We start from the raw sequence: 24,548 nt of genomic DNA, 5'->3' as shown, positions 1-24,548 counted from the left end.
ATTAAGTGAATCTCGAGGGGCCAATGGCGGTCCGGGGCGGAGTAGAAGTTGCGGTACGTAGTCGGTTACACCCAGGATGGACGCGGCCAGGATGCGCTGAATTTGGCGACGAGCTTGGCGCTCACGCAGGGGGCCGAGGTGGATTTGGTGACCGTTGTGGACCGGCTGGGTTCGGGTGCGCAGCGCGAGAATGTGCTGGAACGTGCACTCGATCAGGCGGCCAATGATGCGCGCGGCAGCGGGGTCGGAGTCACTACCCTGGTGAAGCTCGCGGACTCCTTTGCCGAGGGGCTCATCGAGGTGGCCGAGGAGCGCAAGGCCGGGCTGATCGTCGTGGGGGCGACCAAGAATGAAATGCTGCGGCGCTTCACGGTAGGGTCGGTGGCCAATGCGCTCTTGCACGCGTCCCCCGTGCCGGTGGGGCTCGCGACCCGAGGCTATTTGCACCGTTCGGAAATGACCCGGATCAGTGTGGGTGTGGGAACGCGCGCCGGATCCGATGCGCTCATCGATGTGGCCGTGGAGACCGCGGCGCGCCGCGGACTGCCGTTGCGGTTTATCTCGCTGGTGGGGCTGGATGCGGATTCCTATGACGCCGGAGCGTACAAGCAGGCCGCGCGGCACATTGAAATGGTGCGCGACTGGGCGGTCAAGAATTTGCCGGAGAACCACGTGGTGGAAACCGAGGTGGTCCGCGGCGACAGCGTCGAGGACGCGATCGACCAGCTCGACTGGGAATCCGGAGAGTTCTTGGTTCTGGGGTCTTCGCGGCTCGCGCAAGGGCGGCGCATCTTCATGGGCGGCACCGCGAACAAGATTCTGCGGGCGTTGCCGGTCCCGATGGTCGTGGTGCCGCGCGATTATGAAGCTGTGGAGCCCAAGGACCGGGTGTAGGTTCTGTAGCTTGTGGGCGCGGGGCCAGGCTCGGGTGGCGTTAGCGTAGGCGAGCCCCCGCGCGGTGGTCGAAGCGTGTGAAGTCGCGTGACGGCCAGTGACCGCGCGTGAACCCCGGTGACGCCGAGCGTGAATTACGCCTCATTTTTTCGAGGCCCGCGCGGCGTTGGATTAGGATATTAAGTTGTGCGCTAATTAGGCACCGCACTGTGTTCAGGGTGGTGCGAGCGCCCACCAGAATGTGCTGAGAGGAACCCCCACGCGTGTCTGAATTTTCGACCGATCGTCCCATGCGCGTCGCTGTCATTGGTGCCGGACCTGCCGGCGTGTACGCGGCAGACCTGCTGACCAAGGCGGATCGAGACTTCGAGGTCTCCATCGACCTTTTTGACCGTTACCCGGCACCGTTTGGCCTGATTCGCTACGGCGTCGCGCCGGATCACCCGCGTATCAAGGGCATCATTACCGCGCTGGAAAAGGTACTGGGCCGTGGCGATATCCGCTTCTTCGGCAACGTCGATTACGGCACCGACCTCAGCCTGGAAGATCTGCAAAAGCATTACGACGCGATCATTTTCGCGACCGGCGCCATCAAGGACGCCGACCTCAACATCCCCGGAATCGAGCTTGAGGGCTCCTACGGCGGTGCGGACTTCGTCTCCTGGTATGACGGTCATCCCGACGTGTCCCGCGAGTGGCCCCTCACAGCCCGCGAGATTGCGGTGATCGGCAACGGGAATGTGGCTCTGGATGTGGCGCGCGTTCTCTCCAAGCACGCCGATGACCTGCTTGTGACCGAGATTCCGGACGACGTGTACCGGGTGCTCAAGGAGTCCCCGGTCACCGACGTGCACATCTTCGGCCGCCGCGGCCCCGCTCAGGTGAAATTCACGCCGCTGGAACTACGCGAACTCTCCCATTCGCCCAATGTGGACATTGTGCTCTACCCGGAAGACTTCGATTTTGACGAAGCCTCCGATGAACTAATCAAGACCAACAACCAGGTCAAGACCATGGTCGGCACCCTCACCAACTGGGTTGCCGAACAAGACGAGGACCTCGCCGAGCGCGCACCGGACCCGGTCAAGCGCCGGCTCCACTTGCACTTCCTGCACAGCCCGGTGGAAATCCACGGCGAGGATGGCAAGGTGTCCTCGATGCGTTTTGAGCGCACCGAACTCGATGGCGCCGGCGGTGTGCGCGGCACCGGAGAAATGATTGATTACCCGGTGCAAGCGGTCTACCGCGCGATCGGTTACTTTGGTTCCCCGCTCGCCGATTTACCGTACGACGGCGCACGCGGCGTGATCACGAATGTCGCCGGCCGTGTGGTCACCGAGAGCGGAGAGCATATCGCGGGCTTGTATACGACGGGGTGGATCAAGCGCGGCCCTGTCGGCTTGATTGGTCATACCAAGGGCGATGCGCTGGAAACCATTGGTTGCATTCTGGAGGATCGCACCACGCTTGCCCTGGCCGAAGCTCCAGAGGAGTCCGCGATTGTGGATGTCCTCGAAGAGCGCGGGATTCCGTACACGACGTGGGACGGCTGGTTGACGCTGGACGCGCATGAGAAGCGCCTCGGCGAGGAATTCTCGGCCACTCAGGGCGTGACCCGCGAGCGCGTCAAGGTGGTGCCGCGCGAGGAGATGACAGAGATTTCCCGGGCATCGCTGTCTGCGCCCGCCGCTCAGTAAAACCGCTGAGTAAAACCGCTCAGTAAAACATTGCCGAAACGTGTTACCTGGCAGTAACACGGCGTGGTTTATGGGCATAGATTAGTTCTATGACTCCAGGATTCGTTGAACCTCAGTTTCAGGCTACTGCCGATGAGTTTTTTGCCTTCCAACAGGAGGGCTTGGATGATGGCGCCTCGCTCGCTATTTTTCAGCACGGAAAACCGGTGTTAGATCTTTGGGCGGGCACCGACCCCGAATCCGGGCGTGCCTGGGAAGAACACAGCGTCACAACCGGATTCTCGACCAGTAAAGGTGTGACGACGGTGGCGCTGTTGCAACTGGTCGATGCCGGCCAGGTGGATCTCGATGCGCCGGTGGCACGGTACTGGCCCGAGTTCGCAGCTTCGGGCAAGGAAGCGGTGACCGTTCGCGATATCGCCCAGCACCGTGCGGCTCTACCGTATCTCGATGGCCCGGTTGACTCGTTTTTCACGCCGGGCTCCGCCGAAAAGATTCTCGCTGAGAGCGCGCCGCAATACCCGGTGGGCACCATCTTCAATTACCACCCAGTGACTTTCGGGACCCTTGTCGGGCACGTCGTGGAGCGGGTGAGCGGGCAGGGGATTAGCGAGTACATCCAAGAACATATCTCGTCTCCCCTCGGCCTCGATCTTTGGGTCGGTCTGCCGGAATCAGAAGACTCGCGGTACTTGCCCAATACCTATCCCGCACTGCAACTGCCGCCGCACGTTCCCGAGGAGACATTGGCGCAACTGCCGCCCGAAATGGTGGCGAGCGTGCGCTCCTTTGAACAGCTCATGGATCTTTTCGAGGCCAACTCGCGGCGCGCTTTCGTGAATACTCGCGAATTTCGGGCGGCGTCTCTCGCCGGGGCCAACGGCAGCACCAATGCCTACTCGCTTGCCAAGATGTATGCGGCCACCCTCGGCGAGGTTGATGGAGTGCAACTGATTTCCGATACGACGCGGGAGAACGCCCGTTCATTGGGGACCGCGGACATGGAGCGCCCGCCTCTTCCAGATGGCACGCCGCAGGAAAAGCCGCGCTGGGGTGTCGGTTTTGAATTGGACGGGGTGGGGACCTCGACCATGATGGGGGAAGGATCCTACGGCCATTACGGAATGGGTGGACGCGCCGGGTTTGCGCACCCCGAATCGGGAATCGCGTTCGCCTACATCAGTCAACGCATGTTCCTAGACCCAACGGGACAGCAACTGGATCAGCGCCTAGTCCGCCTCCAGTCCACCCTCCCCTCCTAAGCAAATTTCATGGCCTCCCGCACGTTTCATGGCTATTGGAGGCCATGAAACGTGCGGGAGGCCATGAAATTTGCGGGGGTGGGGTGGTTACCCGACGCGAAGGCGCCCCTCGGCAATTAAGCCGAGGGGCGTCGTCGTGCTTCTTACTCACCCGCCGCACCCGCTACCGGGCGCCGAGTCGGCACCTCTTCCGCTATAAACCGTGCCTATCGCGGAAAACGTGCCGACTCGACAGAAGCGGGCGGCGGTAAGCGTTTTAGGCGTGCGCTTGATCGAACTCGGTCTCGCCAGCCTGGCGCACCGCGCCATCGGCGGAACCAGCATCGCCCGCGCCGAGGTTCGCGCGCAGCTTGGCACCCAAATCGGAGTCGACGTTGGTCCAGTACTGGATCGCGCGCTCCTTGATGTCCGCATTCTGCACGCCGCCGACGGCACCGGTGATGGTCTCCAGGAAACGGGCGCGTGCGGCACCGTCAAAGACATCGCGGTAGAGCGTTCCGGCCTGGCCGAAGTCGGAATCTTCGGGGTGGTGAGAGGCGGCAGCGAGGGTGAGCTCGCCGTCATTCTCCCAGCCGCCTGGGGCGAACAGCGACTCGTCGGCAGCCGGGCCGCCCAGCGAATTCGGTGCGTAATTCGGCACCGACGGCGCGTTGAAGTGGTAGCGCGCGGCACCGTTCTGCGAGTAGTTGTGCACCTCGGTGCCCTTTGCCTGGTTCACCGGGATCTGCGCGTGGTTGGTGCCCACGCGGTAGCGGTGTGCGTCCGCATAGGAGAAGATGCGGGCCTGCAGCATCTTGTCCGGGCTGGCGCCAATGCCGGGCACAAAGTTGGACGGGGCGAACGCCGCCTGCTCAATCTCCGCGAAGTAGTTCTCCGGGTTCTTGTTCAGCGTCATCATGCCAACCGGGATCAGCGGGTAGTCCGAGTGCGGCCAGATCTTGGTCAGGTCAAACGGGTTGAAACGGTACGTCTTCGCGTCCTCGTACGGCATGACCTGCACGTTGAGTTCCCACTTGGGGAAGTTGCCCTCTTCGATGGCCTCGTAGAGATCGCGGATGTGGTGGTCGCCGTCGGATCCGGCGAGCTCGGCGGCCTCGTCATTGGACAGGCCCTCGACGCCCTGCTGGGAACGGAAGTGGTACTTGACCCAGAACTTCTCGCCCTCGGCGTTGGTCCACAGGTAGGTGTGGGAGCCGTAACCCTGCATGGTGCGCCAGGAGCGGGGCAGGCCGCGGTCGCCCATGAGCCAGGTGACCTGGTGTGCGGACTCGGGGGAGAGGGTCCAGAAGTCCCACTGCATGTCGGCGTCGCGCAGGTTGGAGCCGGGCAGGCGCTTCTGGGAGTGGATGAAGTCCGGGAACTTAATGCCGTCGCGGATGAAGAACACCGGGGTGTTGTTGCCCACCAGGTCGTAATTGCCCTCGGAGGTGTAGAACTTGACGGCGAAGCCGCGCGGGTCGCGCCAGGTGTCGGGCGAGCCGGATTCGCCGGCGACCGAGGAGAAGCGGATGAGCATATCGGTGGTGACACCGGGCTGGAACAGTGCAGCCTTGGTGTACTTCGCGATTTCCGGGTTGGTGGTTTCAAAGGTGCCGAAGGCGCCGCCGCCCTTGGCGTGCACAACGCGCTCGGGAACCCGCTCGCGGTTGAACTGGGCGAGCTTTTCCACCAAGTAGTGGTCGGTCAGCGCGGCAACGCCGTCCGGGCCAACGGTCTGCGAATGCGCATCCGAGGCAACCGGCGCTCCGGACTGAGTAGTACTGCGTGGCACTGTCATGATTCTCCTTTTGTGGGGTTTCCTGTGACTGGTACGTGACCCGGCTAGTTCACCGGGAGGTCTAATGGTTCGCGCTGACATTCCTCGCACACACCCCGATAAACGACATCGGCGAACAGGATGTTCATTCCGGTGTCCTGTTGCGGGACGAGGCAGGGCGTGTGGCCAACGGCGCAATCGACGTCGACAATGCGATCGCACCGAATGCATACCGCATGGTGGTGGTTGTCATTGGTGCGCGTCTCATATCGCGCCGCGCCGCCGTGCGGCTGAATCTTGCGCACCAGCCCGGCGCGGGTCAGATCCGCGAGGACGGTATACACCGACTGAATGGTGAGCGCGGGGAGGGTTTCGCGGCAGTTGGCGGCGATGAGTTCCGCATCGGCGTGCGGATGATGTTCGACGGCGTGTAGCACGGCTAGGCGCTGTTTGGTCACCTTAAACCCGGCTACTTTGAGCGATTCGGGCCAGTCGCGTGCGACCGTCGGCTCGGGCAGGGTGTGACTCATGGCACCAGCCTAAACGCGTATTCTGAGTAATTCATAATTAGGTGTGGCTAACTTGCTGGGAGTGGCGGGGCTCTCTTGCGCGGTGGGCGAATTGCTCAACCTGCGGGCGCGGCGATACGTACACTAAAGGGAACGTTGCTGATCGCAGGGACGAGCGAGAGGCACTACCGAAGCGCCGATCGACCCCTGGTCCGATTTCAAGGAGTAGCCATGCGCAATCACAATAACGGTCTGAAGACAGCGCTCTTGTTCGGCAGTCTTGCCGGACTGTTACTCATTATCGGCGGGCTGATTGCGGCCGGAACGCGTAACTCCGCCTTTATCTGGATATTCGGCGCGATCAGCGTGGGGACGATCTTTTACAGCTACTGGAACAGTGACAAGATCGCGATTCGCTCCATGCAAGCGGTCGAGGTCACCGAGGCGCAAGCACCCGAATACTATGCGGTCGTGCGCGAGCTCGCGCAGCAAGCTGGTAAGCCGATGCCGAGGCTTTACATCTCACCGACCATGTCACCCAACGCTTTTGCGACCGGACGAAACCCGGAGAATGCGGCCGTGTGCGTCACGCAGGGAATCTTGCAAATATTGGATCGTCGCGAGCTTCGCGGCGTGCTGGGACACGAGCTGATGCACGTCTACAACCGCGACATCCTGACCGGGTCCGTGGCGGCGGCGGTGGCAAGTGTGATCACCTCGGTGGGGCAAATGCTGATGTTTTCCGGCATGGGGGACCGGCGCAACTCCAACCCGCTCGGCATGATCTTGATCGGACTGCTCGCGCCATTGGCGGCCGGTTTGATCCAGATGGCCATTAGTAGAACTCGCGAGTTCGACGCCGACGAAGACGGTGCGAAGCTCACCGGAGATCCGCTCGCGCTCGCGTCCGCCCTGCGCAAACTGGAGGCTGGCGTCAACGCGGCACCGCTGCCGGCCGATCAGCGTCTGGTGAACATTTCGCAGATGATGATTGCGAATCCATTCGGCAGCAAACTCAAGCGCATGTTTTCCACGCACCCGGCAATGGAGGATCGCATTCGTCGGCTCGAAGGCATGGCCGGCGGCCCGCAGTACTAGCGCAGGTTAACGAACTGCAGGTCAGCGTCCTCGAAATTCTTCAGGAGCGCCATGGTCGCTTGCAGGTCGTCGCGGGACTTTGAGGACACCCGTAGCTCGTCGCCCTGGATGGTGGCCTTGACGGACTTGGGGCCCTCGTCACGGATGAGCTTGGTGATTTTCTTGGCCACATCCTGGGCAATGCCTTCCTTGATGGAGGCTTCGAGGCGGAACTCTTTACCGGAGGCGTACGGCTCGCCCTCATCCAAGGACTTGAGCGAGATGCCCCGCTTAATGAGTTTGGATTGGAAGACGTCGAGGACGGCCTTGACGCGTTCTTCGGAGTTTGCCTTCATCAGGATGCTGTCGCCGCTGAAATCGATCTCCGCGCCGACACCCTTAAAGTCGTAGCGCTGGGCGATCTCTTTTTGCGCCTGATTGAGGGCGTTTGAGACTTCTTGCTTGTCGACCTTGCTCACCACGTCGAAGGTGGAATCGCTCGCCATTGTTGCTCCTTGCATGGGTTGTGTGTCCGGGAAACCTGCACCCTAGCCTAGTCGCTTAGCGGTGCCCGGCAAGTTGTTCAGCAAGCATCAAGGTAGCGTCGGGTTGCCTCCTATGTGTAACCGAGAGACTAGATGCGGAAACAGTTACAGCGGAGGCGAAGAAATTGGCTAAGAATCGAAGTCCCTACGTGGTGCGGATTGCGAAAGTTGCCACCGGAACCTTGTTTGCGGCCATGTCAATGACGGGGGTCATGATGACACCGATAGCAAGTGCGGCGGCGAGCACTCCGGCACCGCATGTGAGTCCGCAGGCGCGCATCAACGCTGTTCAGGTCGAGATGGCGGCGGCGGTTGCACGCGGGGAAGTGAGCCGGGAGCAGGCGGACAAGTTTGTAGCCCAACTCGAGAAGCAGATTAGCCAGTCCTAGCCGCGGATTCGCAAAGCTCCCCGAACTTCTGTAAAGTTGAGATGCCCGCTCAGGCGGGTTTCTCTATGGCAGATTACCCGAGCGGCCAAAGGGGGCTGACTGTAAATCAGCTGGCATTGCCTACGGGGGTTCGAATCCCTCATCTGCCACCACAAACGCCCTAGTCAGAAGCATGTTCTGGCTGGGGCGTTCGCAATTTAACCCGTGGGCGGCTGCACTGCGCGTCCACACCAAGGCCGACCGGCGCGGCGGGAGAAGCACCCAGGGACCCACTTCGGCGACGGCCCACCCCACTACGGCGGATACCGCCCAGAGTCGGTAGGCTGAGCACATGGCCCACCGCATTTACACCATGCCCGTCTCCAGCGTGTACCCGCACTACCTCACCAAGGCCGAAAAGAAGGGCCGCACGCGGGCGGAAGTGGATGAGATCATCCGCTGGCTCACCGGCTACAGCCAAGAGCAGCTAGACAAAGCCCTTGAATCCGAAACGGACTTTGATCACTTTTTCGCCGAGGCGCCCACCAAGAATCCCGACCGCAAACTCATCACCGGAGTCATCTGCGGGGTGCGCGTCGAAGATATCGAGGACCCGCTCATGCAGGAAGTTCGTTACCTGGACAAGCTCATTGACGAATTGGCCAAGGGCAAGTCGATGGACAAAATTCTGCGCACACCTAAGCCGGCCTAAGCCGCAACAAATCGCCTGCGCAACCGCGTAACCTGCGCACCCGAATCGCCCACGCAACCGGCTCGCCAAGCCAGCGCATCCCCGGAAAGTCGGGGACACGCCGTCGTGCTTCAGCGCCTAGGACCCCGCAAGCGCGGCACCGATCCGGGCCAACCGCGGCCCACGCGTTTCAACGTAATGCGCGCGCAACTGCTGAACCGCCGGGTCATCGGCACGGGCGGCGCCCGAGTCGAAGGGCGGCTGCGGGTCATACTCGAGGGCGAGCTGGACCTTCCGCGCGAGCGCTTCGCCGCCAACCTCGGCGACCACGCGCAGGCCAAAGTCGATGCCGCTGGTGACCCCGCCGCCGGTGATCACGTTCCCGTCCACCACCACGCGCTCGGCAACCGGGGTCGCGCCCAGGTGCGCCAAGAGCGCGTGCGAGGCCCAATGCGTCGTGGCGCGCCGGCCCTGCAGCAAACCCGCGGCGCCCAGGAAAAACGCGCCCGTGCACACGCTCGTCACGAACCGCGCGCCGGTGCCTTGACGGCGCACAAAATCGATGACGTCGGCGTCCTCGATGAAGTCAAACACACCGGCTCCGCCCGGGACCAGCAGTACGTCCGCCTGCGGTGCGTCCGCAAAGGTCGTCGAGGGGAGGATCGCGAATCCGGAATCGTTGGTGATGGGCGTCGGCTCGCGCCAAGCGAGCGTCACGTGGGCGCCAGGGATCTTCGAAATAAACTCGAGCGGCCCGGTCAGGTCGAGTTGCGTCATTCCCGGGAAGATCAGGGCGACAATATTCAGCGGCTTCTCCACGGGCACCAGCCTAGCGGGTGTCCGGCGCCCCGTCCGGCGCCCCGTCCGGCGCCCCGCCCGGCGCCCCGACCGGCAAGCGCACCCGCCCGCCCGGCAAGCGCCCCGTCCGACCCGGCGCACAGCCCCCAGCCACGGGAATACCCGGACCGCGCCGCGACGTTACCCCTAGAGTTTTCGCGACCCGAAGGAGTACGCTCACATCATGTCCACAACAGAATTGACTGAAAAGACGTTCAGCGAAACCATCCAGGAAGACGGCATCACGTTCGTCGATTTTTGGGCCGGATGGTGCCAGCCGTGCATGCGTTTCGCGCCGATTTACGACGAAGTGTCCAAGGAATACCCCGACATCCGCTTCGGCAAGGTCGACACCGAAGCCGAGCAATCGCTCGCTGGTCAGGTCGGCATCACCGCGATCCCGACCCTCATGGCTTTCCGCGACAATATCCTCGTCTACTCCAACGCTGGCGCGATGAACAAGCAGCAGTTCACCGAGCTCGTCGAGGCCGTCAAGGGCCTGGACATGGACGAGGTCCGCAAGTCCATCGCCGAGCAGGAATCCGCCGCCGAGTAGATTTCCCCGCTTTCGTGAAGGGTCCCGGGTGCTCCGGGGCCCTTCCTTTTTTGTCCCGGTCGTAGAGGTACGACGGCGTGTCCCCGGCTTTCTCTCGTGCCTCACCGTGATGTTGGGGTGTGGTGGGCGGCCCTGTCGCAATTGGTGGGGCGCGCGATCCCGGTGGTAAATTGGTTCGCTGTTGCCCGCTGAAACCCGGCGGGACCTCATTGTCGAGGCAACACCGATGAGAAGGCACCATGTCCAAGACCCCCGAGACGACCTCCACCGCGCCAACTGAGCATCACGGCGAACATTCCGGGAACGGGGGACACCTTTCGCGGGGCTTAAGCAACCGCCACATTCAGCTCATTGCCATTGGCGGTGCCATCGGTACCGGCCTGTTCTTGGGCTCCGGCAAGACGATCTCCATTGCCGGACCGAGTGTCATTTTCGTGTACATGATCATCGGATTCATGCTCTTCTTTGTCATGCGCGCGATGGGGGAGATTCTGCTCTCCAACTCCGGCTACCGCACTTTTGCCGACTTCGCCGGTGACCTGATCGGGCCGTGGGCGGGGTTCATGGTCGGGTGGACGTACTGGTTCTGTTGGATCATTATCGGCATTGCGGATCTGGTGGCGATCACCGGTTATGTGGAATATTGGTTCCCCGGTTTGCGCGACAACCCGATGATGCTTGCGGTGCCGGCGGTCTTGGCGATCTTGCTGTTCTTGGTACTGAATCTGGTGGCGGTGCGCCTGTTCGGCGAGATCGAGTTCTGGTTCGCGATGATCAAGATCGTTGCCATCATTGCCCTGGTCATCGTGGGCATTGTGCTGATCGCCACGAACTTCGTTTCCCCGGACACGGGCGACCGCGCCACGTTGGAAAACCTGTGGAATGACGGCGGCATGTTCCCGCATGGTTTCCTCGGTTTCTTGGGCGGTTTCCAGATCGCGATCTTCGCGTTCCAGGGCATTGAGCTTGCCGGTACCGCTGCCGCTGAGACCAAAAACCCGGAAAAGAACCTTCCGCGGGCAATCAACTGGATTCCCATTCGCGTGCTGTTGTTCTATGTGGCGTCTCTGATTGTCATCATGGCGGTGATGCCGTGGAGCCGCGCGTCCGGGGACGTGAGCCCGTTCACCGAAATGTTCGCGCTGGCTGGGTTTGCCGGTGCCGCGGGACTGGTAAATTTTGTGGTTTTGGCCTCTGCCGCATCTAGTGCGAACTCCGGCATATTCTCGACCTCCCGCATCATGTATTCGATGTCCACCGAGAAGGAGGCTCCGAAACTGTTCGGGAAGCTCTCCTCGAGTAAGGTTCCCGCGCGTGCGCTGCTGTTCTCCTGTATTTGCCTGATCCCCGGGATCGTCCTGCTGTACGTGCAGGGCTCGGTGGGAGAGGCGTTCGTTTTGGTGACCTCGGTGTCCGCGATCCTGTTTTTGACCGTGTGGGGCTTCATCGTGGTGGCATACCTGTGCTACCGCAAGAAACGGCCCGAACTGCACGCTGAGTCCAAGTTCAAAATGCCCGCCGGTGTGGCGATGAGCTGGGTGGTGCTCGCGTTCTTCGTGGCAATGTTCGTGGTGCTGGGCCTGGACGAGTCCACCCGGATCGCGATCTACTTGGCGCCGACCTGGTATGCGATCCTGACGATCGCGTACTTCGCGTTCGTGCGCAAGGGCAAGCACAAGCACCTCACCCCCTCCCGCTAAAGCAAATTTAAGCGCCTTTCCCGGTTTTCAGCGCTCTACATGCCGCTGAAAACCGGGAAAGGCGCTTAAATTTGCGTGGGATTTGGTTATTTAGGCGAACTAACTATATGGTGGGGGTGTGGAAAATGTGGAACTCGCCAGCACGCTCAGGGCCTTCTTACGGCACGGCGTACACATGTCGCGCCGCTGGAGCGATGAGATGGAACTCTCCACCACGCACTTAGGCATTCTGAACATGCTCCACGAGGACGGCGTCCGCGTCTCCGAGATCGCCAAGCACATGGGAATCAAAATGCCAAGCGCCACCGAAGCGCTCAAACGCCTCGGCGGCGCCGGACTGGCGACGCGAGCCGCTGACCCCGATGATTCCCGAGTGGTGCTCATTCACATCACCCCGAAAGGTGAAGAGGCGCGCACCCGAGGCAACCGCGAGCGCGACGAACGCATCGCCGAAGTTTTGAGCTCCATGAGCCACGACGACCTCGCCGCCCTCGAACGGGCCAGCGGCGCTATCGCGCGCCTGTCTGACAAGTTCCAAGACACCATTTCCGAAAACTAACTCGCACCCGCCGGCGCCACTGAGCGCGCCGCCACTAGATACAGAACAGGGAGCCGCCCGTGTCCGCCACCGCGACCGAAAACGAGCACGAATACACAGAACACACAGCACACGCCGCACACACCGAAACCCCCCACGAAGTCCTCGAACACGAGAAACAGTCCCTGCTCAAGCAGCCGATGGCGGTCTGGGCCACCGCCATCGCCGCGACCTTCGCTTTTATGGGCATCGGACTGGTCGACCCGATTCTGCCGGCCATCGCTGAGAATCTGCAGGCCGGACCCTCCGAGGTATCGCTACTTTTCACCAGCTACTTCCTCGTCATCGCGTTTGCAATGCTGCTCACCGGCTGGGTGTCCTCCCGCATTGGCGGCAAGAAAACGCTACTGATCGGCCTGGCGCTCATCGTTGCTTTCGCGACCCTGTCCGGGCTCTCCGGCACGGTTGCGCAACTGGTCGGTTTCCGCGCCGGCTGGGGCCTGGGCAACGCGCTCTTCGTTGCCACAGCGCTCGCCGTAATTGTCGGCGCGGCATCCGGCGGCACCACCACCGCCATCATCTTGTATGAGGCGGCGCTTGGTCTTGGCATCTCGCTCGGGCCAATTCTCGGTGCACTGCTTGGCGGCTGGCAGTGGCGCGCCCCGTTCTTTGGCACCGCGGTGCTGATGGCGCTCGCATTCATCGCCTGCCTGACTCTCCTGCCCAAATCCACCATCCCGGCCAAGAAAACCCGGCTGCGCGACCCCTTGATCGCACTCGGACACAAGGGCCTGCGCTCGGCCGCTTTCAGCGCCTTCTTCTACAATTTCGGCTTCTTCACGATCCTCGCGTTCACCCCGTTCATCCTGAATGCCGGCCCGTACGCGATTGGCGCGATCTTCTTCGGCTGGGGCCTCGCGCTTGCCTTCACGTCGGTCGTGGTGGCGCCGATCCTGCAACAAAAATTCGGCACCACGTGGGTACTGGTCGGCACCCTGGTCGCCATTGCGATCATCCTGACGCTCTTGGGTCTCTTCGCCACCACCAACATCACGGCCGTCATCATTCTGGTCATCATCTCCGGCGGCCTGCTCGGCATCAACAACACGCTCTACACCGAACTCGCGATGAACGTCTCAGACGCCCCGCGCCCGGTCGCGAGCGCGGGCTACAACTTTGTGCGCTGGATGGGCGGTGCGGTCGCGCCGTTCCTGGCCGCGAAACTCGGCGAGAACTTCGGCGCTGCCGTGCCGTTCTTCGCCGCCGCGCTCGCCGTTCTCATCTCGGCGCTGGTGATCGGTCTCGGCTGGAAATACCTCCACACGCACGAGCCCGAAGCCCTCTAGACGGCAAGGAGCGGACCGGCCGGTGGGGACCGGTCCGCTCCTTGCTTTGTGCTCGCCTAGGTGCCGACGTCGCGTTTGTTAAGAACGACGGCGGCTCCCGCAGTTGACAGCGCGGCGATCCCTAAGAGGGCCAAGCCAATGAGCATATTTGGCCCATCTTGGAGCGGCTTTTCGGTAAAGACCCAGGAATACGGGGAGAGATTGTGCATCCAATCCCAGTCCGATTTCTGGTTCCCCAAGGCGTTGAGAATGTAAGCGCCGATCATCACGATGGCGCCACCCGCAATGCCGACCGAACGCCGTCCGGTGGCCGCTCCGCAGAGCAGAGCAACGGAAGCCCCAAGCAAACCGAGCTCTAGCCAGAGCGCCACGGTTCCCACCAGGTACCCGACGTTGAGATCGAGTTCGGCCGGAGAATTGAGCGAAAGCACAATCAATGTCACCACGAGCCCGAGAACCACAAGCTTGATGAGGATCGCGAGGGCTTGTTCGAGTACCACCTGGGTGCGCGTCACAGCGTGCGCAAGGGTCAGTTCGAGTGCCCCGGATTCCTCGTTGCCGCCAATGGCTGCCGCACCCCAGGACACCGAGGCAATGATCAGCAGGACGAATCCGAGCAGCCCGAAGACCGTGGACTGGGTCCATCCTGCGCCGGTTCCGATGCTGTCATAGCCGATCGCGCTGATAAGTTCCTTGGGCATCTGGTTCAGCAACGCTTGCATTTGAGATCCGCCACCCATGGATGGGTAGAGCGGCAAGTACAGCAAACACGCCGCGGCCAGAGCCAGACTCCATCCAGCGAGGCCGCGCCAGGTGTCGGAAAGGTTCTTGCGGGTGAGGGGAAGGAAAGTGCGCATTTATTCATCGCCTCCTGCGCTGACGCGGGTGTTGTAGAGCTTGAGTACGGACTGTTCGAGGTCCGGTTCCTGGATACTCGCTTCGTCCACGTTCTGGGTCGCCAAATAATCGATGAGCGGTTTGACCGAGCCGGTGAGCGTGCCGGTCGCGCTCGCGAACCCGTCGGCAGCGTGCTTGCCGCCCCCGTTTCCGGTCGTGGCCTGGGTGAGCGTAACGCCGTCGATGGAGCCGAGTTGCTGCTCGAGCGCCGCTTGATCCAACCCTTCGATGCGGACGCGGAAGGTGCGGTCTGCGGCTTCGCGCAGGGCGTCGACGGTGGCGATGTCCACAATCTGGCCGTTGCGGAGGATGGCGACCTGGTCGGCGGCGCTCTGGATTTCGCTGAGCACGTGAGAGCTCAAAAACACCGACTGGCCGTTCTCCCGCGCCTGATGAACCAGATTTAAGAACTCCTGCTGCATGAGCGGGTCGAGACCGCTCGTTGGTTCATCCAAGATCAACAGGTCCGGCTCATGCATGAATGCTTGAATGATGCCGAGCTTTTGCTTATTGCCCTTGGAAAGCTTCCGAACGGGTCGGGAGAGATCCAGGTTGAGCCTCTCCGCGAGTTCGTTCACGCGGTCGGGTTTCACGGGGCCGGAGATTTCCGCAAATTGCTTCAGCAGGGTTTTCCCACTCAACCGGCCGTCAAGGCGCAATTCCCCGGGAAGGAAACCAATCCGCCGTCGTAATTCACTCGGTGCCCCGTGAGCCGGCGAGCCAAGCACCTCTGCCGTGCCGCCGGTGGGGCGAATAATGTCCAGCAATACGCGCATGGTGGTGGTTTTGCCGGCGCCGTTGGGGCCGATCACGCCGAACACGGCGCCGTTTGGGACCTCGAAGCTGATGCCGTCGAGGGCGCGAGTTTTGCCGTAGTTTTTCGTCAATTTCGCGACGGCAATGGCATTACTCATGATTCTCCTTTGTCTTTTGTGCGGACTGGTCGGCCAGTGCTTGGCGGGTGGCGTTGAGGTAGCTCTCGTCGGTGTAGAGGCCGTGAGTGTAGACGTCGAGAAGCGGCAGGCCATAGCGGGCGAGCAGCGTCGGGTCGACGAGTGAATCGGAGGGGGAGCCGAGCAGGCGCTGAACGTGCTTGCGGTAGGCCAGCATGGCGATGGACTGCATGACGAGAGCGACGGCGAGCGCTTCGGGGTCCTCCACCTTGCGCATGGTGCCTTTTTCGCCGCTGTCTTTGATCATCAAGGCGCTGTGGGCAACCATATTGTCGATCATGTGGCGGCCGGCGGGGGAGTCATCGTTGACCGAGTGGATGAGGTAGGCCATTTCGCGCTCGAGCAGGTCCGGGTTTTGCATGAGCTCGGCGAACAGTGCGCCGACGTTATTGGCGTTGCCCTTGTTTTTGGCGAGCGTAATGATCTCCTCGGTGATGTAGTCATCACAGGATTTACGTAGCTCCTCCTTGCTACCGAAATGGTGAATTACCAAGCCCGGGGACACCTGCGCGGCCTCGGCGATGGCGCGGACGCTGGTCTTGGCGAAGCCGCGTTCGGCAAAAAGCGTGATGGCTTCCTTGCGGATGCGGGCGGGGGTCGAGAGGTCATTCGGTGGCGGTGTTGAACGCATGTTTAATAGACTAAACAGGTGTTCAGCACTGGTCAAGTGGGTGATTGCGGGATATTTATGGAGTACCCGGTTCCACCGAAGGTGCCGAGTTCGAAGGAGAACAAAACCGTGTCTGAGTCCTACACCCGTGCCGCCACTGAGCCTGCGCTTTTGGAAGAAACCATTGGGTCAAACTTTGCGGCGAGCGTGGCCGCGTATGCGGATCGACCGGCGATGTTTGAGATGGCCACGGGGCGATCTTGGACGTACGCGACGCTCAACGATGCGGTGAATGAGTTGGCGCGGGGGCTTCTGGCCGTGGGCGTGTCGCCGGGGGATCGGTTGGGGGTTTGGTCGCCGAACTGCGCCGAATGGGTAATTCTGCAGTATGCGACGGCGAAGATCGGGGTAATTCTGGTCAACGTCAATCCCGCGTACCGGACCTCAGAACTGGAATTTGTGGTGCGTCAGAGCGGGATGAGCGCACTCGTGGTGGCACCGCAGGATAAGAACAGCGATTTTCCGGCCATGGCGCGGGAGGTTGCCGCCGAGGTGCCGGAATTGCAGACCCTGGTTTTTCTTGACGGCGCGGACCCCTTGGTGCCTGGCGTGCCGGAAGGCAACGGCGAATTGTCCTATGCGGACGTGGTTGGACGAGCCCCTGAGGTGGGGCAGTCGCGGGTCGATGAGATCGGCGCGTCTCTGGCGCCCGAGGACGCGATCAACCTGCAGTACACCTCCGGGACCACGGGATTCCCCAAGGGTGCGACCTTGAGCCACCGCAACATCTTGAACAATGGCTACTTCATTGGCGAACTGCTGGGGTATTCCCCGGAGGATCGGGTAGTCATTCCGGTACCGTTCTATCACTGTTTCGGGATGGTCATCGGCAACCTGAATGCCTTCTCGCAGGGGGCGTCAATTGTGCTTCCGGGCCGGTCCTTTGTGCCCGCCGACGCGCTGGAAGCGGTGCAGCGCTACGGCGGAACCTCGCTGTACGGGGTGCCGACAATGTTTATTGCCGAGCTGAATTTGTCCGGATTCGCCGACTATGACCTCTCCACCTTGCGAACCGGGGTGATGGCCGGGTCGCCGTGCCCGGTGGAGGTGATGCGGAAAGTCATCTCCGATATGCATATGGGCGAGGTCGCGATTTGCTACGGCATGACCGAGACATCGCCGGTATCCACGATGACGCGGGTGGATGATTCGCTGGCCAAGCGTACCGAAACGGTGGGGCGAAGCATGCCTCACGTCGAGTCCAAGATTGTTGATGCCTCCGGCGCTGTGGTGGCGCGCGGGGAGATCGGCGAATTGTGCACGCGGGGGTACTCGGTCATGTTGGGGTACTGGAATCAGCCGGAAAAGACGGCGGAGGCGATTGACGCCGAGGGCTGGATGCACACCGGGGACCTGGCGCGGATGGACGAGGACGGGTACATCGCCATTGAGGGGCGCATTAAGGACATGGTGATTCGCGGCGGCGAGAATATTTACCCGCGGGAGATTGAGGAGTTCTTTTACCAACACCCGGACATCCAGGACGTTCAGGTCATTGGCGTGCCGGACGAAAAGTACGGCGAGGAGTTATTGGCGGCGATCATCATGAAAGAAGGGCGTCCGCCGTTGGATGCTCAATCTCTCGCCGATTTCGCCCGAGGCAAGCTCGCCCATTACAAGATTCCGAAGTACGTCGAAGTGCGCGAGAGCTTCCCGATGACCGTGTCGGGGAAGGTGCGCAAGGTGGAGATGCGGGAAGAGGCGGTGGAGAAGCTCGGGCTGTAGCGGCAAAACACTGCCGTTTGGCTCAGAAGCGCGGGCATCGAGCACCTACCGGCACGATCGCGGCGGTTTCTCAGGAAATTAATCCGAGTCACGCCTATACATCCGACGTCTAATGTGATGCGCTAGTCATGCAGCTCGAAAGCAAGCAAAGGAGCTTGGTGCCATGACAGCCAATCGTCGGACATTCATTCGATATGGGACAGCGACCGTCGCCGCCCCCTTGCTCGTCGTGGCGTCAGGCAGCGCCGCGAAGGCGTCCCGCGCCGGCGAGTACGCGTACCGAGAAGCAGGCTCGGCCGCCGCCCAGGTCGAGAGCGGCCAGCCGGTGATCTCCTTCGACACCGCAGCACCCTCCGGCCGACGTACTCTGACCGAAGGGCTTCCCATTGGCAACGGTTCTCTGGGTGCACTCGTGTCCGGCGACCCCAAGGAGGAGTACCTCGCGCTCAACTATGACTCGTTATTTTCCGGTGGCACCAACGCGAGCGGGAATTACGGCACCATGGGCTTTTACAAAATGCTGGGTTCGCTGCGGCTCACTTTCGGGCACGAGGACGCAAGCAATTATTCGCGCGCGCTCGATCTTGAGACCGCCACGGTCACCACGAGCTACACCTCCGGGCCGACCACCTATTCCCGAAAAAGCTTCGCAACCTACCCCGACAGGGCCGTCATCACGACCGTCACCTCATCGATCGATGGGGCCCTCACGTTCGTCCTCTCCCTCAAAGACGGCGACGGCTCCACCACGGCCGGCCGCAAGAACGTCACCACCAGAGCTTCCGCAGACACCAACAGCATCACGGTGAACGGGCAGCTCCAAGAATTTGGCGAACCAGCGCAAGACTACGCGTTCACAGCCGCCATCGTCGCGGACGGAGGCGCCATCAGCGTGGTGGGGAATACCATCGAGGTGACCGGTGCCAATAGCGCCACCATTGCAGTCAGCGCAGCCACCAATTACAGCGGCGACCCGAGCAGCAACTTCCGCAGTTCTGTCGACGCCGCGTCCGCTGCCCATACGCAGGCAATAGCAGCCATCGCCAAGAGAGCAACCGCGCTAGAACAGGCGCACCTTGCCGATTATCAGCCGCTCTTTGACCGCCAGCGCATTTGGCTTGGGGAGTCCACCGACGCCCAACGCGCGGGAACCACTTTCAAACGGGTCAAGGACAACCAAAGCCAACTCGACCCCGAGCTCTACGCCCTCTATTTCCAATTTGCCCGTTACGCGGCGATCGCATCCTCCCGCACAGGCGGGCGCGCGATGAACCTTCAAGGCATTTGGAACGTCAGCGACACCCCGCCCTGGAACAGCGACTATCACACCAACATCAACGTCCAAATGTGCTACTGGCTCGGTGATCCGGCGGCCCTCCCGGAAACGGTCGAACCGCTCGTGGAACTTATCGAGTCACAATCCGGAGCCTGGAAGCAGCTCACCGCCGCGAACGTCACGAACCCGATAACAGGCGCACCGGCCCGCGGTTTTACCACCCGCGTCTCGCACAACCTGAACGGCGGCATGGGCTGGGAATGGCTGGCCACGGGTGGCGCCTGGTACGCCTGGCATCTCTGGGACCACTATGCGCACACCCTGGACGCCGATTTTCTCGCCAACCGCGCTTATCCCCTCATGCGGGACGCGCTCCACTTCCTGCAAGACATCCTGGTCGATGACGGCAAGGGCAAGCTCGTTGTCCCAGATTCCTGGTCCTCGGAAAATCAACAGGGAACGCCGTGGCGGAACACCCCGGTCGGGATGACCCCGGTGCAGTTCGCCCACGAGGACGGCGTCAGTATGGACCAAGAGTTCACCTGGGATCTGATGACGCATTTCATTAACGCTTCGGCCGTTCTTGCCGCCAACCCCGCCTACGCCAGCACCGTTGACCACGAAACCCTCGCAACCGCGCAAGAGCAGCTCGCCAAACTCCACTTGCCCGCCACCGGAAGCTGGGGCCAACTCCAAGAGTGGTACAACGATAAGGACGTCCAGGGCGATAACCACCGCCACCTTTCCCACCTGGTTGGCCTGTTTCCGGGCGAGCGCATCGGCGCCTCCACCGACCAGGCGCTCATTGACGCCGCGAAAACCGCGCTCATTTCGCGCGGCGTCGGCCCCACCGGCTGGTCTGCCGCCTGGGGCGCGAACTGCTGGGCCATCCTGGGCGACGGCGAAAAGGTCTGGCGCGGCCTCTCCAATCTCACCAATCCTGTCGAACCCACAGTCCTTGACATCGGGATGAACGCGGGCGGCGGCGTGTACCCCAACCTGTTCGACGCGCACCCGCCCTTCCAACTCGACGGCAACATGGGCGGCGCACGCGCCATCATCTCGATGCTCGCCCAGTCCTACCTTCGCACCGACGCCGACGGCACCCACTCGGTCCTGATCCGGCTGCTCCCCGCACTCCCGGCACAATTTCCGAACGGCTCGATGACCGGTATCCGCCTGCGCGGCGGCATCACCCTGGACCTGGAATGGGCGGGCGGTGCGCTCACCAAGAGCACCTTCACCGCCGCCAACCCCATCGACGCCGAAGTCCATTCGGCCGGAAACGTCCAAAACATCACCATCGGGGCCTGAACCCGGCACGCCCGCTCGAAGCACCCCGGTCAAAGGTGGGCAAACCTCTGGAAGGTTCGCACGCGCCGTCGTACGTTATACCTATGACTCAAACTCAAGACCTTGCCCAGCAATTTGCCCCTGACATCATTGCGCTGCGCCGCGAGCTGCATCAGAATCCCGAGCTCGGGCTCCAGCTGCCGTGGACCCAGCAGCGCGTGCTCGAGGCGCTGGACGGGCTGGACCTGGAGATTACGCAGGGCCAGGGCCTCAGCTCGATTACCGCGGTGTTGCGCGGGACAAAGAACGACGGCGATGCTCGCCACGGTGCCGATCGTCCGGTGGTGCTGTTGCGCGGGGATATGGACGGGCTGCCGGTCAAGGAGGAGACCGGGCTGGAATATGCGTCGACGAATGGGAACATGCACGCCTGCGGGCACGACCTGCACACCGCCGGACTGGTCGGGGCGGCGAAGATTCTGCACGCGATGCGCGACCAGCTCGATGGCGACGTCGTGTTCATGTTCCAGCCGGCCGAGGAGCTGCCCGGAGGCGCGGAGCCGATGATTGCCGAGGGTGTGCTGGATGCCGCAGGCAAGCGCGCGGACGCCGCCTACGGGCTGCATGTGCTCTCGAACTACGCGCCGCGCGGGGTGTTCGCGGGGAAGCCGGGGACGATGATGGCCGCGCCGGACAGTGTGTACGTGAAGTACGTGGGTGCCGGAGGGCACGGGTCGATGCCGGACACGACGCTCGATCCGATTCCGGCGCTATGCGAGGCCGTCGGCGCGCTGCAGACGCTCGTGACTCGACGGTTCAGCATTTGGGATCCGGTGGTGGTGACGGTGGGCCGGATTTCCGGCGGCACCAAGGAGAACATCATCCCGGATTCCGCCGAGTTTGATGCGACCATCCGCTCCTTCAGCCCCGAGGCGCGGGCCCGGGCGGAGGAATTGATTGTGCCGTTGCTGGAGAATATTGCGCGCGGATACGGTCTGACGCCGGAGGTGCGCTGGGAGAAGGTGTACCCGGTGACGGTCAACGATGATGCCGAGGCGGCGTTCCTGGAAGCGACCGTGCGGGAGATGTTTGGCGAGGGGCGCTACGTGGAGATGGCGAATCCGGTGGCCGGAGGCGAGGACTTCTCATTTGTGCTCGAGGAGGTGCCGGGGGCTTTTGTCTTTCTGGGTGCGGCGCCGGGGGAGGATTTCCTGGGCGCAGCGAGCAATCATTCGCCGGTGGCCACCTTTGACGACGCCGTGCTCCCCGACGGCGCTGCCCTGTTGGCCGAACTCGCGGTGCGCCGCATCAACCGCTAGCTCCCCCCCTCGTTTCGCATCCCCGTACCGCATTTTAAGAGCCGCACACGGCTCAATTTGTGCGGTACGGGGATGTCAAATGAGGAGGGCGGCGCGGGTCGCGTCCGGGTTTTCCCGCCACGGGTTGTGTCCCGCGTTCGGGATGAGGGTGAAAGTGGCGCTCGGGAGGGCATCGGCAAGCATTTTCGCGCTCCAGTATGGGCGCGGGTCGGCTTCCCCATGTACGACGGCGATAGGCACCTCGATCGCGGACAGTTGCGAGAAATCGGGGTCGCCAATGCTCTTGTTGGCATCCACGTTGATGGCAAACGTCGCATCGGCGTCATGCTCGGCGAGGGCGAGCCCGGTCTCGACGTCACTGTAATCGGTGCACCAGGAAAGCAGGCGGAACTCACGCTCTTGCGCCGGGTTCCTTGTGGCGAGCTGGCCCAGTTCGCGGAGTCTTGCTAGCCGCTCGGGGCCGAGGCGCCGCTCTCTTTCGGAGCGGTAATCGGGGCGCCAGTCGCCGATCCCCGTGCCGCTGAGATAGGTCAACGACCGTACCCGGTGTGGGAAGGTCATGGCATAGGCAAGAGCCAGATTCGCCCCGGCGGAATGACCGAGAATGCACACGGTTTCGGCGCCAGAAGCGGCACGGACGGTGTCGACGTCGGCGACTTGCTGGTCCAATGAATAGGGGCCGGTCCCTGTGGAGTGGCCGCATCCGCGCTGGTCGTAACCGATCACGGTGTGCGTGGGCGGCAAAAGCGGCACAAGGTCGTCGAGGTTGAACCAGAGACCGGGGCCGCCGTGTAGCAACAAGGCGACGGCCTCAGTGCCGGAACGCTCGCTTGGCATCCACTCGTAAAGGTGCAGAGCGCCGCCGCTGGTGCCGATGTTGCGTTCGCTGAGCGTTCGGGTCGCGTCCATGCCACCATTCTCCCCGCTCCCCGACCGCGGTTCATCCCCTGATTGCATTTTCATGACGCAATTGCCGGATGAAAACGCAATTAGCGGATGAGTGGCGGAAGGGGGAGCGGGGTGCTCATGTGAGCGTAAGGCATTGCTCATATGAGTAGACGCGAGTAGGCTGGGGTTATGAATCCGGAATCCGACGCCGCCCACGAACAAGCCGCCCCCGCAATACCCCTAAACCAGGCGAACCTTGCGGCCATTGCGGATCGCTCACCCGAGGTCGGTCTACCCGCGTATGACCGGACAAAGGTCGCGGTCGGGATTGTGCATTTTGGCGTTGGCGGCTTCCACCGGGCACACCAGGCCATGTACCTGGACCGCCTCATGAACCAGGGCAAAGCGCTGGACTGGGGGTTGTGCGGGGTCGGCGTCCTGCACGGCGACGAGCGCATGAAAAACGTCATGGCGGACCAAGACTGCCTCTACACCCTCGTGACGAAAGCCCCCGACGGCACACAGGATCCCCGCGTCATCGGCTCCATCGTCGAGTACCTCTTCGCCCCCGATGACCCGAACGCAGTGATCGAGCGCATCGCACATCCGGACACCAAAATCGTCTCGCTCACCGTGACCGAAGGCGGCTACAACTTCAACCAGTCGACCGGCGAATTCGACGCGAGCAATCCGGCAATACGTGCCGACCTGGACAATCCCACTCAGCCACGCACTGTCTTTGGGCTCGTGACCGAGGCGATTAAACGCCGTCGTGCATCTGGTACCAAGCCGCTCACCATCATGTCTTGCGACAATATCCAAGGCAATGGGCACACTGCCGAGGCCATGTTTACCGCGTTTGCCGAGCTGAGCGAGCCGGGACTCGGCGAGTGGATGCGCGCCAACATGCGGTTCCCGAATTCGATGGTGGACCGGATCACGCCGGTCACCACGCCCGCGGACATTGAGATGGTCGCCGCCGATTACGGGATTGCCGATGAGTGGCCGGTGGTTTCCGAGGACTTCACGCAGTGGGTGCTGGAGGACTCGTTCACGGACGGGCGGCCGCCGTATGAGGACGCGGGGGTGCAGGTCGTCGCGGACGTGGAGCCGTATGAGCTCATGAAGCTGCGGCTGCTCAACGCCTCGCACCAGGGGATGGCCTATTTCGGGCGGCTCGCCGGGTACACCTACGCGCATGAGGTCGCCCAAGACCCCGCATTTGCCGCGTTCCTGCGCGCGTACATGGACCGCGAGGCGACGCCGACGCTCCGGCCCGTGCCCGGCATCGACCTGGACGAGTACAAAACCCAGCTGATCGAGCGCTTCTCCAACGCGCACATCAAGGACACCGTCGCGCGGCTGGCGGCGGAGAGTTCGGACCGGATCCCCAAGTGGCTTGTGCCGGTGATCATAGAGAATTTAAAGAACGACGGCGAGGTGTTGCGTTCGGCGGGAATCGTCGCCTCCTGGGCGCGGTACGCCGAAGGGACGGATGAGGTTGGTGCCGCGATTGAGGTGGTGGATCGGCTTCGCGAGGAGCGCATGGCCGCGGCAGCTTCGCAGGGCGAGGACGCGTTGGCGTTTGTGCGCAATCAGGAGTTGTTTGGGCCATTGGCGGGTGAGCCGCGGTTTGTGGAGGCGTATCAGGCGGCACTCGCGGTGCTGCATCAAAGGGGTGCCAAGGCGACGATCGAGTTGCTGACCTAGAGTTTGTGGAGGTCAGGTGCTGGCTCCGCGGTTCGCGAGTT

At 62.3% G+C, this 24,548-nt stretch carries 22 protein-coding genes and 1 tRNA gene; 15 read left to right on the top strand and 8 right to left on the bottom strand.

All coding sequences use genetic code 11. From position 1 onward, the window contains the following. Positions 1–48 precede the first annotated feature (48 nt). From O148_RS0100850 to O148_RS0100840, 3 genes are all read left to right on the top strand, one after another. Entirely contained in the window at positions 49–894 is an 846-nt protein-coding gene (locus O148_RS0100850; RefSeq protein WP_026529410.1) for a universal stress protein, read from the top strand. A gap of 290 nt (positions 895–1,184) precedes the next feature. Further along, a complete protein-coding gene (locus tag O148_RS0100845; protein ID WP_051619693.1) occupies positions 1,185–2,591 on the top strand; it encodes an FAD-dependent oxidoreductase in 1,407 nt (468 codons plus the stop codon). Positions 2,592–2,680: 89 nt separating this feature from the next. Next, a complete protein-coding gene (locus O148_RS0100840; RefSeq protein ID WP_026529408.1) occupies positions 2,681–3,853 on the top strand; it encodes a serine hydrolase domain-containing protein in 1,173 nt (390 codons plus the stop codon). A gap of 256 nt (positions 3,854–4,109) precedes the next feature. On the opposite strand, the gene O148_RS0100835 is transcribed toward O148_RS0100840, so the two are convergent. Both O148_RS0100835 and O148_RS13995 read right to left on the bottom strand, forming a co-directional pair. Continuing rightward, the gene (locus O148_RS0100835; RefSeq protein WP_026529407.1) at positions 4,110–5,630 is read right to left on the bottom strand and encodes a catalase; all 1,521 of its coding nucleotides are present in this window, start codon (positions 5,628–5,630) and stop codon (positions 4,110–4,112) included. A gap of 44 nt (positions 5,631–5,674) precedes the next feature. After that, a complete protein-coding gene (locus tag O148_RS13995; RefSeq protein ID WP_035744183.1) occupies positions 5,675–6,139 on the bottom strand; it encodes a Fur family transcriptional regulator in 465 nt (154 codons plus the stop codon). A 210-nt stretch (positions 6,140–6,349) separates the two neighbouring features. Between O148_RS13995 and htpX the strand changes: the two genes are divergently transcribed. Then, complete coding sequence (gene htpX / locus O148_RS0100825; RefSeq protein ID WP_026529406.1) at positions 6,350–7,216, top strand: zinc metalloprotease HtpX; 867 nt, start codon at positions 6,350–6,352, stop codon at positions 7,214–7,216. Here htpX and O148_RS0100820 read toward each other — a convergent pair. Continuing rightward, positions 7,213–7,701 (bottom strand): YajQ family cyclic di-GMP-binding protein, encoded by a 489-nt coding sequence (locus tag O148_RS0100820; protein WP_026529405.1) that lies wholly within the window; start codon positions 7,699–7,701, stop codon positions 7,213–7,215. The two genes, htpX and O148_RS0100820, sit on opposite strands and share 4 nt — an antisense overlap. A 164-nt stretch (positions 7,702–7,865) precedes the next feature. Between O148_RS0100820 and O148_RS0100815 the strand changes: the two genes are divergently transcribed. The 3 genes from O148_RS0100815 to O148_RS0100805 all read left to right on the top strand — a co-directional run bounded on the left by O148_RS0100815 (position 7,866) and on the right by O148_RS0100805 (position 8,820). Next, a complete protein-coding gene (locus O148_RS0100815; RefSeq protein WP_157374439.1) occupies positions 7,866–8,129 on the top strand; it encodes a hypothetical protein in 264 nt (87 codons plus the stop codon). A gap of 67 nt (positions 8,130–8,196) precedes the next feature. Next, positions 8,197–8,281: transfer RNA gene (locus O148_RS0100810), tRNA-Tyr, on the top strand. Between the two features lie 179 nt (positions 8,282–8,460). Further along, on the top strand, positions 8,461–8,820 hold the full coding sequence (locus tag O148_RS0100805) for a DUF2200 domain-containing protein (protein ID WP_026529403.1): 360 nt from the start codon (positions 8,461–8,463) through the stop codon (positions 8,818–8,820). 117 nt (positions 8,821–8,937) lie between these two features. Here O148_RS0100805 and O148_RS13990 read toward each other — a convergent pair whose 3' ends face one another. Beyond that, a complete protein-coding gene (locus O148_RS13990; RefSeq protein ID WP_035744181.1) occupies positions 8,938–9,618 on the bottom strand; it encodes a DJ-1/PfpI family protein in 681 nt (226 codons plus the stop codon). 202 nt (positions 9,619–9,820) lie between these two features. On the opposite strand from O148_RS13990, the gene O148_RS0100795 reads away from it, so the two are divergent. From O148_RS0100795 to O148_RS13985, 4 genes are all read left to right on the top strand, one after another. Continuing rightward, positions 9,821–10,192 carry a thioredoxin family protein gene (locus O148_RS0100795; protein WP_026529402.1) on the top strand — a complete coding sequence of 124 codons (372 nt, stop codon included), beginning with the start codon at positions 9,821–9,823 and terminating at the stop codon, positions 10,190–10,192. Positions 10,193–10,431: 239 nt separating this feature from the next. Then, the gene (locus O148_RS0100790; RefSeq protein ID WP_026529401.1) at positions 10,432–11,892 is read left to right on the top strand and encodes an amino acid permease; all 1,461 of its coding nucleotides are present in this window, start codon (positions 10,432–10,434) and stop codon (positions 11,890–11,892) included. 118 nt (positions 11,893–12,010) lie between these two features. Further along, positions 12,011–12,451, top strand: coding sequence for a MarR family winged helix-turn-helix transcriptional regulator (locus O148_RS0100785; RefSeq protein ID WP_026529400.1), 441 nt, complete (start codon positions 12,011–12,013; stop codon positions 12,449–12,451). A 59-nt stretch (positions 12,452–12,510) separates the two neighbouring features. Next, positions 12,511–13,776: an MFS transporter gene (locus O148_RS13985; RefSeq protein ID WP_051619659.1), complete on the top strand. Its 1,266-nt coding sequence runs from the start codon at positions 12,511–12,513 to the stop codon at positions 13,774–13,776. Positions 13,777–13,832: 56 nt separating this feature from the next. Here the strand turns inward: O148_RS13985 and O148_RS0100775 are convergent, their stop codons facing one another. Genes O148_RS0100775 through O148_RS18145 form a run of 3 tightly spaced genes read right to left on the bottom strand, consistent with a single transcriptional unit; the run spans position 13,833 to position 16,257 of the window. Further along, positions 13,833–14,633, bottom strand: a complete 801-nt coding sequence (locus O148_RS0100775) for an ABC transporter permease subunit (RefSeq protein ID WP_026529399.1) — start codon at positions 14,631–14,633, stop codon at positions 13,833–13,835. Further along, the gene (locus O148_RS0100770) at positions 14,634–15,587 is read right to left on the bottom strand and encodes an ABC transporter ATP-binding protein (RefSeq protein ID WP_035744179.1); all 954 of its coding nucleotides are present in this window, start codon (positions 15,585–15,587) and stop codon (positions 14,634–14,636) included. Further along, on the bottom strand, positions 15,580–16,257 hold the full coding sequence (locus tag O148_RS18145) for a TetR/AcrR family transcriptional regulator (protein ID WP_051619658.1): 678 nt from the start codon (positions 16,255–16,257) through the stop codon (positions 15,580–15,582). Before O148_RS18145 ends, O148_RS0100770 begins: the two co-directional genes overlap by 8 nt. Before the next feature lie 57 nt (positions 16,258–16,314). Between O148_RS18145 and O148_RS0100760 the strand changes: the two genes are divergently transcribed. The 3 genes from O148_RS0100760 (at position 16,315) to O148_RS0100750 (ending at position 21,909) form a co-directional block, all read left to right on the top strand. Then, positions 16,315–18,021 carry an AMP-binding protein gene (locus tag O148_RS0100760; RefSeq protein ID WP_051619657.1) on the top strand — a complete coding sequence of 569 codons (1,707 nt, stop codon included), beginning with the start codon at positions 16,315–16,317 and terminating at the stop codon, positions 18,019–18,021. A gap of 163 nt (positions 18,022–18,184) precedes the next feature. Further along, entirely contained in the window at positions 18,185–20,611 is a 2,427-nt protein-coding gene (locus O148_RS0100755; protein ID WP_026529396.1) for a glycoside hydrolase family 95 protein, read from the top strand. An 83-nt stretch (positions 20,612–20,694) separates the two neighbouring features. Next, complete coding sequence (locus tag O148_RS0100750) at positions 20,695–21,909, top strand: M20 metallopeptidase family protein (RefSeq protein WP_026529395.1); 1,215 nt, start codon at positions 20,695–20,697, stop codon at positions 21,907–21,909. A gap of 75 nt (positions 21,910–21,984) precedes the next feature. On the opposite strand, the gene O148_RS13975 is transcribed toward O148_RS0100750, so the two are convergent. Continuing rightward, positions 21,985–22,818: an alpha/beta fold hydrolase gene (locus tag O148_RS13975; protein WP_051619656.1), complete on the bottom strand. Its 834-nt coding sequence runs from the start codon at positions 22,816–22,818 to the stop codon at positions 21,985–21,987. 168 nt (positions 22,819–22,986) lie between these two features. Here O148_RS13975 and O148_RS0100740 point away from each other — a divergent pair, with 168 nt between their 5' ends. Next, positions 22,987–24,507 carry a mannitol dehydrogenase family protein gene (locus tag O148_RS0100740; RefSeq protein WP_084156888.1) on the top strand — a complete coding sequence of 507 codons (1,521 nt, stop codon included), beginning with the start codon at positions 22,987–22,989 and terminating at the stop codon, positions 24,505–24,507. Positions 24,508–24,548 lie beyond the last annotated feature (41 nt).

This window comes from Haematomicrobium sanguinis DSM 21259 (genome assembly GCF_000688395.1).
Classification (GTDB): Bacteria; Actinomycetota; Actinomycetes; order Actinomycetales; family Micrococcaceae; genus Haematomicrobium; species Haematomicrobium sanguinis.
Note: the sequence above shows the minus strand (reverse complement) of the source record. Positions and strands in the feature narration are given on the sequence as shown.

Bases quoted from the DNA above. Each gene is read 5' to 3' on its own strand.
- O148_RS0100740 (WP_084156888.1), top strand. From the start codon at position 22,987: ATGAATCCGGAATCCGACGCCGCCCACGAACAAGCCGCCCCCGCAATA.
- O148_RS0100790 (WP_026529401.1), top strand. From the start codon at position 10,432: ATGTCCAAGACCCCCGAGACGACCTCCACCGCGCCAACTGAGCATCAC.
- O148_RS13995 (WP_035744183.1), bottom strand. From the start codon at position 6,139: ATGAGTCACACCCTGCCCGAGCCGACGGTCGCACGCGACTGGCCCGAA.
- O148_RS0100760 (WP_051619657.1), top strand. From the start codon at position 16,315: ATGGAGTACCCGGTTCCACCGAAGGTGCCGAGTTCGAAGGAGAACAAA.
- O148_RS0100805 (WP_026529403.1), top strand. From the start codon at position 8,461: ATGGCCCACCGCATTTACACCATGCCCGTCTCCAGCGTGTACCCGCAC.
- htpX (WP_026529406.1), top strand. From the start codon at position 6,350: ATGCGCAATCACAATAACGGTCTGAAGACAGCGCTCTTGTTCGGCAGT.
- O148_RS0100820 (WP_026529405.1), bottom strand. From the start codon at position 7,701: ATGGCGAGCGATTCCACCTTCGACGTGGTGAGCAAGGTCGACAAGCAA.
- O148_RS0100770 (WP_035744179.1), bottom strand. From the start codon at position 15,587: ATGAGTAATGCCATTGCCGTCGCGAAATTGACGAAAAACTACGGCAAA.
- O148_RS18145 (WP_051619658.1), bottom strand. From the start codon at position 16,257: ATGCGTTCAACACCGCCACCGAATGACCTCTCGACCCCCGCCCGCATC.
- O148_RS0100750 (WP_026529395.1), top strand. From the start codon at position 20,695: ATGACTCAAACTCAAGACCTTGCCCAGCAATTTGCCCCTGACATCATT.
- O148_RS0100755 (WP_026529396.1), top strand. From the start codon at position 18,185: ATGACAGCCAATCGTCGGACATTCATTCGATATGGGACAGCGACCGTC.
- O148_RS0100845 (WP_051619693.1), top strand. From the start codon at position 1,185: ATGCGCGTCGCTGTCATTGGTGCCGGACCTGCCGGCGTGTACGCGGCA.
- O148_RS0100840 (WP_026529408.1), top strand. From the start codon at position 2,681: ATGACTCCAGGATTCGTTGAACCTCAGTTTCAGGCTACTGCCGATGAG.
- O148_RS0100775 (WP_026529399.1), bottom strand. From the start codon at position 14,633: ATGCGCACTTTCCTTCCCCTCACCCGCAAGAACCTTTCCGACACCTGG.
- O148_RS13975 (WP_051619656.1), bottom strand. From the start codon at position 22,818: ATGGACGCGACCCGAACGCTCAGCGAACGCAACATCGGCACCAGCGGC.
- O148_RS0100835 (WP_026529407.1), bottom strand. From the start codon at position 5,630: ATGACAGTGCCACGCAGTACTACTCAGTCCGGAGCGCCGGTTGCCTCG.
- O148_RS0100795 (WP_026529402.1), top strand. From the start codon at position 9,821: ATGTCCACAACAGAATTGACTGAAAAGACGTTCAGCGAAACCATCCAG.